The organism is Streptomyces sp. NPDC057428, assembly GCF_042803195.1.
GTDB lineage: Bacteria > Actinomycetota > Actinomycetes > Streptomycetales > Streptomycetaceae > Streptomyces.
Window position 1 is genome coordinate 1 of the sequence record NZ_JBHVCT010000167.1, and the last position, 6,458, is coordinate 6,458.

The window sequence follows — 6,458 nt, forward strand, 5'->3', positions numbered from 1 at the left end:
CACACCGCATCCCGCTTCCACCACGCTCCCACCGTGACGGCCAGTCATCCAACGCCGGAAACCATCACGCTCCGATTACCCGCTGAATGTTTGCGTTGCCCACTCCCATCAGCCGCGCGGACGCAGGAACCGATTGTCGACCGGAAGACGGCCAGATGGGTGTGGCACGTCCTACGTTCCTGGGCACCCGTCCGGCGGGAGGGCGCAATAGTGTCGCCGCCCCCGTCCGACACCGGGATTGTGGCGTGGCCGGACCTCCGCCACAACACCCAGAACCAGGACGCGGCGCCGCGGGGATAGATCGTGTCTTGGTCTTTCGGCAGCTCAGATGAACAGGGCGCTTTCGACGTCGATGGTGATGAGTTCCAGGTCGCGGTTGACGGTGCCGTCTTCGGCCAGTGGGTAGACGCGCCTGCGGGTCGGCACCAAGATGCCGTCGAACTCCCTGTGCTCTGAGCAGTAGTGCGCGACCGCGCCAGCGTTGATGACCTCGGCTGTGTAGTCGTGCCTGCGCAGCAGCCCGCCCTGATCGAAGTAGAAGATCTGGTCCCGGCAGTGCGTGGCGATGCGCTCGGGGAAGGAAACCTTCAGACGCCGCAGGGTCTGTCCGTCCTCCGTGACGGACGGTAGTTCCTCTGTCCGGAAGTCCGGGGCGGCGAAGGTGAACGGAGACGTGAGGTAGGTCCACATCGCATAGCCGGCGAAGTATGCGACGTGCAGGTCGTCCCACGGCGTTTGCAGGGAGTGCCCTGCGAACGCCGCACGCGGGTCGAGCCTCTCGGCCTTCACCTCACCGGAGTCATTTTCGACAGCCACCCGCTCGGGAGTGACAGAAGTGTGCAGATCCGGCGCCTTGAAGGGGTAGTGGGCGGCGTGCTCCCGGTGCAGGTCGAGCCGTACCCCAGCGTGATCGAATACGCCCTCATGCCCCTTCAGTGCCCATAGGGCACCGCCGGAACGGAAGTGCACATCGACCCTGCCGAACTGGTCGTAACGCTCCAAGCCGCCGTGAGCCTCGATGACGGTGCTGGTGAGATCACTCATGAAGAACTCCTCTCAAAACCATGCTAACCGCGCATATGCGACAAGGGGTGCTGGAGGCTCATGAAGGCCTGCCGACGGATTGATCGTCGTACGCCGATGCATGGTGCCGGTCGCAGCTCCGGGCAGGTGCTGATGTCGAGCTCGGCCAGCGCAATGACAACTTCCTCGCGGGGGATGCAACTGAGATCGTGAGTTCAAGGCGCGGTTGACCCCGCCCGGGCAGGAAACAAGATCAGCGCGCCCCAGGTTCTCGAGACTGCCTACGAGCCGGACAGTGCCACTCCTCGAAGCGCATGATTGTCGAACGCGCTTTCGCTAGATCGCGAACGCTGGAAGCAACTGGCGCCGACGACGCTGAGCTGCGCATCATGAGGCGTTCGACGGTGCACCGCGCCAGTGCGTGGCCCTGCGGCGCTCTTGATGTCGAAGACGAGACCGACGACGGCTCCCCGGGAGAAGAAGGTCACCACCGCGATCGCGGACAGTTTCGTCGAGCGCGCGCCGGACCCCTGCTCGACCGCACGTTCGTCGTGCCGACGCGCCCAACCGGTGTGGGTCGCCCTTCACCCATGTGATGACCTGGGCGTGAGTGGTCCACGTAGCCTTCGCCGTCGATGCGTTCTCCCGGGACGCAGTAACACGAGTTTTCGGCTCGCCGACACCTGGCCACCACCGGTAGCGAGACCTCGATCGGCTCGGTCGGCAACCGAGGCGTCGCAGCCGGGCGACATCGACCCGTCCCGCGGACAGGGCGTCGCGGAGCTCGTCGTGCCCGCGACGGTGTTTGCCGACCAGCGACAGTTCCACCAGCGACTTGAACGGCCCATCCGCACACAGTCGCGCATCGGATAGTTTGAGCAACGCAACCGCAGGCCTGGTCGCGCAGGAGTACAACTCGCCCCGGTAGCATGATAGTTCTACAAGCGGATCCTGCCGGACAGCATGACGCAGCAGGCTCACACCCCCCGGCCGTCGTGCTGAGCCTGTGTGTCCCTTGGTCGGAGCGCACGCTCAGCCGAAGGCCGCCCCTACGTAAGGCAGTTACCAGTCCGAGTGATCAAGTGCGACGAACCGCTCAGACCTCGAGGTTAAAGACGAGTTGGTGAGCGGCGATGGGCTCTCGACAGGATTGGTGCCTGTGGTGGTGAGTTGTCCCGTCCCGGTCAATGCCGTTGAGGTGGGGGCCTGTCCGGTGCCGGTGCGATCGCCTGCGAGCCCAAGGCAGGCCGTACGTTACAGCCAGAGTAGCCATTAGTTCAAGCACTTTACATTTCCTCTTCAGAGGTGGTCGGATTCGATCAATCGTCGACTCTGGAGGCAATGTGCGACTTCCTACTACCCGAAGATATGCAGCGTCAGTTGCCGCTGCTCTCGTCGCTACCCTGATCCCCCCTGCGGCCGCCTATGGTGCTGCCGCTGCCCCCGGAGCCCATGCGGCTCATGAGGGACACGGCGGCCCTCAGGGCGCGCCGATCACGGTGACGCTGATCACGGGTGACAAGGTGACGTTGACTCAGGGCAACGGTCGTAGCCCTTTGGTGGACGTGCAGCGCGCACCGGGGGCCAAGGGGTCGGTGCGCGTCGCCACCGAGGGGGGTGACACCCTTGTGTACCCCGATGAGGCTATGCCCTACATCGCCTCCGGCAGACTCGACAGGCAACTCTTCAACGTCACACAGTTGGTGGCCCAGGACTACGACGACGCCCACACCGGCGTGCTCCCTCTGATCATCACCCGGTCCGAGGGCGTGGCCGCTCACAAGGGCGACGCGTCCGACGGCAGGCTGCCGTCCGCTGCCGCACTGCCGGGGGCGAAGTCCACCCTGGGCCTTCCGTCCGTCCGCGGAGCGGCCGTCGAAGCCCAGCGGTCGAAAGCCGCAGACTTTTGGTCGGCTCTCACCGGCCTCCGCGGGCAGGACTCCTCGTGGTCGACGGCGAGTTCCGGTCCGAGCCCGGACGACTACGTGGCCGCCCCGTCCTTCACCGGCGGTGTCGACAAGGTGTGGCTCGACGGCAAGGCGGAGGCGGCACTGGCGGACACCACAGCGCAGATCGGTGCCCCGCAGGCATGGGCGGCGGGGGGCACGGGTGCCGGGGTGCGGGTCGCGGTGCTTGACTCCGGGGCGGACACCACCCACCCCGACCTTGCCAAGCGCATCGTGGCGTCCCGCAGTTTCGTCGGAGGTGACGTCATCGACCGGAACGGCCATGGAACACACACGGCCTCCACGGTCGCCGGAACCGGCGCTGCCTCCCATGGTGCGGAACGGGGTGTAGCCCCTGGCGCGGATCTGCTGGTGGGCAAGGTCCTCGGCGACAACGGCTCGGGTCCCATCTCGGGGATCATCGCCGGCATGGAGTGGGCGGCGCGGACCGAGCACGCCAGGGTGATCAACATGAGTCTGGGCACGCCGGCCTGGCACACCCAAGACGATCCCCTGAGCCAGGCGGTGAACCAGCTGAGTGCCGAGACGGGTGCGCTCTTCGTCGTCGCCGCGGGCAACTCCGGGAACAGCCCCCACAGCGTAAGCGCGCCGGGAACCGCGGACGCCGCACTGACCGTTGGCGCGGTCGACTCGTCGGACCAACTCGCCTCGTTCTCAAGCGCCGGGCCACGCCTCATGGACGACGCTCTCAAGCCCGATCTGACAGCCCCCGGTGTGGACGTGCTGGCGGCGCGATCGCAGTACATGAACGGCGGGGGTGAAGGCTACTACCGCCCGGAGAGCGGCACCTCCATGGCGGCTCCCCATGTCGCCGGAGCAGCGGCCCTGCTGGCTCAGAAGCACCCGAAGTGGACCGGGCAGCGAATCAAGGACGCTCTGATGAGCACCAGCGCGCCGACCCCCGCCTACACCCCTTACCAGGCCGGTACCGGTCGTCTGGACGTCGCCGCCGCCTACCTGGGGGACCAAGTCATCGCGAGCGGATCGGTGGACGCGGGACTCGTGCGGTGGTCGGCGGGCCAGAAGCGGAAGCCGGTCAAGCTGAAGATCACCTACACCAACACCACCGACAGCCCCATCACGTTGCGGCTCTCGGTGGACCGCGGCGACTCGCCCGCAGGGGTGTTCACATCGACCTCCGACCGCGTCACGGTACCCGCGCGCGGAACCTCGGCGGTCGACCTCGTGGCGGACCCGAAGAACCTCGCGCCGGGCCAGTACGCGGCCCAGGTCACCGCACGCTGGGCGGCCGGTGCCGTGCACACGGCCGTGGGACTCTCCGTCGAGTCCGAGAAGTACGGTCTGACCGTCCACCTGAAGGACCGATCCGGCAAGCCCGTCAGCGGCGAAGTCGAGATCACAGGTGCCGACGGGAAGACCAGCATCATGTGGGCCCAGGACGGCACACTCACCAGCCGCTGGGCTCCCGGCTCCTACACCGTCGTCTCCACGCTGGACGTGGAAGGCCGCCACGGCCCGCACTCCCTCGGATACGCGGTACTGACCGTTCCCGAACTCGACCTGAGGTCTGACCGGCAGGTGGAACTCGACGCATCGCGCATCCGCCGGGTCAAGGTGGCCACCCCCAAGCCAACGGCTGTCACCACCAGCAGGATCGACCTCTTCCGCTCCTTCACCTCAAGTGAGCCCACACCCAATGACGGGCAGGCTCTGCACCAGATCCTCTTGCCATCCGCCGGGTACGACAGCCTGTGGGCGCTTCCGACCAAGGACAAGGTGAAGAACGGAAGCTTCGTCTTCACCACGCGCATCCGTGCCAAGCAGACCCCACTGAAGATCACCTACGGCGGACACAGCCTCGACGACACCCTGCTGGTGCAGCCTGGATCCGCTCAGTTCCGGGACGGCACCGCGCACGTCGATGCCGTCTTCGCCGGAGCCGGCAAGCCCGCCGACTATGCCGGCCTGTCCGCCCGCGGCAGGGCGGTGGTCGTTCGCAGCGGCGCCGCCGTGGTCCCGACGGACCGGGCAGCCGCGGCGCGCGCCGCGGGTGCGGCGATGCTCCTGGTGGTCAACGACGGCGACGGCCGTAGCAGCGAATGGTACGGCGACGCCGACGGAACGACGACCGGGCCGATCCCGGTCGCCTCGCTCACCCTGGACGAGGGCGAGGACCTGATCAACAGAATTCGGTCCGCAGGAAAGTCCGGAACCAAGCTGGCAGTCGAAGCTCATCCCACACCGCAGTACTTGTACGACCTGGCCGACTACCACCATGGCGGCGTGCCGGACGACCCCTCCGCGGCCACGGATCCCGGCAGCCTCGCCCGCATCGACAACTACTTCGCCCCGCCCGTCGGCAAGCAGGTCAGGGAGAGCCGGGAGGACAGCCCGTCGTACGAGTACTGGCCGGCTGCCTATCCCTATGCGGGCTACGGGATGACACGCGTCCCGCCGTTCCCGAGGGAGCCGGTTGCCGCAGGGCACCGTACCGACTGGGTCTCCGCCGGCAACGGCGTCAAGTGGCAGCAGTACGCGTCCATCGACGGCTGGTCCACCTTCACCGACGTCGTGAACTACCGCCCGCGCAGCGTGCAGAGTGAACACTGGTTCGGCCCCATCACCCGGCCGCGCATGGTGAGCTTCGAGGTCCCGCATCGTGTCGGGAACGCCATGGGCGGAATGATCGCCGGATTCGGCGACGGAGGATCCGCCCACAGCGGTGACACCAGCATGATGTCGCGGAGTTTCGCGCTCTACCAGGAAGACAGACTGCTGATGCGGAACGGGGCACGGCCCGATTTCGGAGTGGGTGACCTGGAACCGCAGGAACTCCCGTACCGGCTCGTCGTCGACACGAAGAACAACGCCGACTCCATGCCTTACTCCACCACCACGCACACCGAATGGAGTTTCCTCTCCGGCACTGCCGACGACCAGGCCATCCCGTTGGCTCAACTCGACTACGGAACGGACCTGGACCCCGCGGGGCGCGCGAAGCGCAAGTCGGCCTTCTCCATCACCCCCGTCGTCCTCGGTAGTGACGCCGCGATGGACGCGGTCTCCACCCTCAAGCTCGAAGTCTCCTACGACGATGGGGCGTCCTGGCGGCCGCAGAACCTGAAGGAGAACAAGGGAACCTGGCAAACGACCGTCAACGCTCCCTCCCGGGCGGGATACGTGTCCATCCGGGTCACCGCCAAGCAGCGCAACGGCGGTGGCATCACCCAGAGCATCATCCGGGCCTTCGGCCTCAAGTGACCGTCGAGAGCAGCCGGCGCCCACGCCGTTGACGGAATCGGATACTGGCTGCTCTGCCGGCGCCACGTGGCCGTGCGCCGTGAGGCCGTGAGGTGGACGTTCAGCCCGGATCCACCGGTGAATCTCGCGGGGGCGCAGTCTCTCGCCGAGTAGCGTCGGCTGTGTGAGGCAGGGGTGTGAGGGCGTGCGAGATCCGCCGTGCGCGGGTCGCGGCTCGTCCGGAGCTTTCGGGTCGGGGGTGCGGTG

The 6,458-nt window shown here is 66.9% G+C and carries 2 protein-coding genes; one reads left to right on the plus strand and one right to left on the minus strand.

Features of this window, described 5'->3' with window-relative positions; all coding sequences use genetic code 11:
* Nucleotides 1–324: 324 nt before the first annotated feature.
* Complete coding sequence (locus ACFU5K_RS30970; RefSeq protein WP_384067798.1) at nucleotides 325–1,044, minus strand: hypothetical protein; 720 nt, start codon at nucleotides 1,042–1,044, stop codon at nucleotides 325–327.
* 1,478 nt (nucleotides 1,045–2,522) lie between these two features.
* On the opposite strand from ACFU5K_RS30970, the gene ACFU5K_RS30975 reads away from it, so the two are divergent.
* Complete coding sequence (locus tag ACFU5K_RS30975; RefSeq protein WP_384067800.1) at nucleotides 2,523–6,212, plus strand: S8 family serine peptidase; 3,690 nt, start codon at nucleotides 2,523–2,525, stop codon at nucleotides 6,210–6,212.
* Nucleotides 6,213–6,458: the final 246 nt, after the last annotated feature.

Coding starts and splice junctions, on each gene's coding strand:
- ACFU5K_RS30970 (WP_384067798.1), bottom strand. CDS start 1,044: ATGAGTGATCTCACCAGCACCGTCATCGAGGCTCACGGCGGCTTGGAG.